General features: G+C 70.9%; 2 protein-coding genes. Both read left to right on the top strand.

Going from position 1 to position 2227, the window contains the following annotated elements; translation table 11 throughout:
• Positions 1–106: 106 nt before the first annotated feature.
• Positions 107–1063, top strand: a complete 957-nt coding sequence (locus tag ACGFI7_RS41720; protein ID WP_393415407.1) for an RNA polymerase sigma factor RpoD/SigA — start codon at positions 107–109, stop codon at positions 1061–1063.
• A 207-nt stretch (positions 1064–1270) separates the two neighbouring features.
• Complete coding sequence (locus ACGFI7_RS41715; protein WP_393415404.1) at positions 1271–2113, top strand: universal stress protein; 843 nt, start codon at positions 1271–1273, stop codon at positions 2111–2113.
• Positions 2114–2227 lie beyond the last annotated feature (114 nt).

Raw genomic sequence — 2227 nt, 5'->3', positions numbered from 1 at the left:
TGACGGCCGCGGGCTTCGAGCCGTACACCGGCGTGCGGGTCCCGGTCAACGACGCCGGGATCAGCTACGGCCAGGCGGCCGTGGCGGCGGCGCGGTTGTCACATGGATGACCTGTCACGCCTTCTCGATCCCTCTGCCACGCGCCCTGCCCGCTCGCTGCCATCAGGAGGACACGGTGAATCCCCAGACCGATTACCTGACACGCATCGGCCGCATACCGTTGCTGACGGCCGCCGAAGAAATCGAACTCGCCAAGCGGATGGAGGCGGCCGCCCACGCCGCCCGTCTCATCGAAGACGGCGCCACGGAGCCCGATCTGGAGGACATCGTCGCTGACGGCCGGGAAGCCAGGCGACACCTCATCGAGGCGAATCTGCGGCTGGTGGTGTTCATCGCCAAACGGTACGCGCATCGCGGTATGTCGCTGGCCGATGTGATCCAGGACGGGAATCTCGGGCTGATCGAGGCCGTCGAGCGGTTCGACCACACGCGGGGCAACCGGTTCTCCACGGTCGCCACCTGGTGGATCCGCAAGGCGATCCAGCGCGGGCTGGAACACGCGCCCACGGTGCGCCTGCCCATCGCGGTACAGGACGAGCTCGCCCAGCTCGCCCGGGCGGAGACACGAGCGCTGCACCGGCTGGGACGTGTCCCGACCGAGCGGGAACTGGCTGAGGAAGCGGGACAGGACCCCGCGAGGCTCTCCTTCCTGCGACGGCTGCCGGCCACCTGCGCCAGCCTCGACGTCCAGGCTGGGGAAGAACGACACCACGACACTGTCGGTGATCTCGTGAAGGACTGCCGGGCCCCGACCGTCGAGCACCTGGTCGAGCAGCGAGCGCTCAAAAAGGTGCTCGACCTCCTTGTGGACGACCTCGCGCCCCGGCAGGCGCTGATCATGCGGCTGCGGTACGGGCTGGACGGGCACGACCCGCACACACCCCGGCAGATCGCGGAGAGATTCGGGCTGACGCCCCTATGGGCCCGCGAACTCGAGAAGGAGTCGCTCACCCGGATGCGCGACCAAGGGCGATCCCACGGCCTGCGCGCGTGGGCGGGCTGACCGCCCCGCCAGGACGGTCAAGAACGCCCGCGCGCGGCCGATCAGCGCGTCTCGAGCACCGCGATGCCGCCCGACGCAATCATCGCCGTCGTCCTCGAAACAGGCACGCCGGCAGGACCAAGGTCCCGCCGGTGCGGGAAGGACGCCTCTGCGCGGCCACGGCTCGCCGGGGGAGCGTGAAGAAGACGACAAGAGCCGGAGGCGAAGATGAACGAGGACGAACTCGGCGTGGTGGTGGGCTATGACGGCTCGCCGTCGGCGCGGAAAGCCTTGCGATGGGGCGCCGCCGAGGCCGCCGGCCGAAAACTCCCGTTGACCGTGTGCCACGCCTGGGAATGGCCCCATCACGAGTGGCCGGGCGAGCTGGTGCCGCTCGAACTCGTCCGCCGCCCCGCCCAGCGGCTGGTCAAGGCCGCTGCCGCCTGGGCCGCACGGCACCACCCCGACATGATCGTCAACACGCTGACCGACCGGGGCTCGCCGTCCGCGCTGCTGGTCGACCTGTCCGCGGAGGCCGCCCTGATCGTGGTGGGCGCACGCGGGTACGGCACGATCCCGGGCATGGCGGTCGGCTCGGTGAGCGGTCATGTCGCCGCCCGCGCCCGCTGCCCGGTAGTCGTGCTGCGCGGAAACCCGGAGGAACGCGACGCCCGGGAGGTCGTGGTCGGTTTCGACGGCTCGCGGGCGTCCAAGGCCGCCCTCGGCTTCGCCGCCGCCGAGGCACACCGGCTCGACAGCCCCGTGCACGTGATCATCGCTCAGCGGGACCGGGGTGGCGAGGCGGACACCCACGAGCTCCGCATCCAGGCCCAAGGGATGGCATGGGACAAGCTGATCGGCCTGCAGCACGCCCGTCCGAGCCTCCGAGCCGAGGTCGAGCTCGTGGACGAGCCGGCGCGCCGGGTGCTGCTGGAGGCGGCGCTCAAGGCACGCCTGCTGGTGGTCGGCGCACGCGGCCTGGGCGAGGTCCGCGGACTGCTTCTCGGATCCGTCAGCCAGGCCATGGTGCACCACGCGCCGTGCCCCGTAGCCGTGGTCCACCCCTCGTGACGAAGGTCCCGGCGGTGGAGGTCGTACGGCACTGAGCGCCGGCCGCCGCAACCGATGTGATGGAGGTGAGACAAGGACACACCACAGAACCGGAAAGGGAGGCCCGCCATGGCC

Source organism: Nonomuraea sp. NPDC048826 (genome assembly GCF_043198225.1).
Taxonomy (GTDB): domain Bacteria; phylum Actinomycetota; class Actinomycetes; order Streptosporangiales; family Streptosporangiaceae; genus Nonomuraea.
The sequence above is the reverse complement of the archived record's forward strand: the minus strand, read 5'-3'. Positions and strand labels throughout refer to the sequence as shown.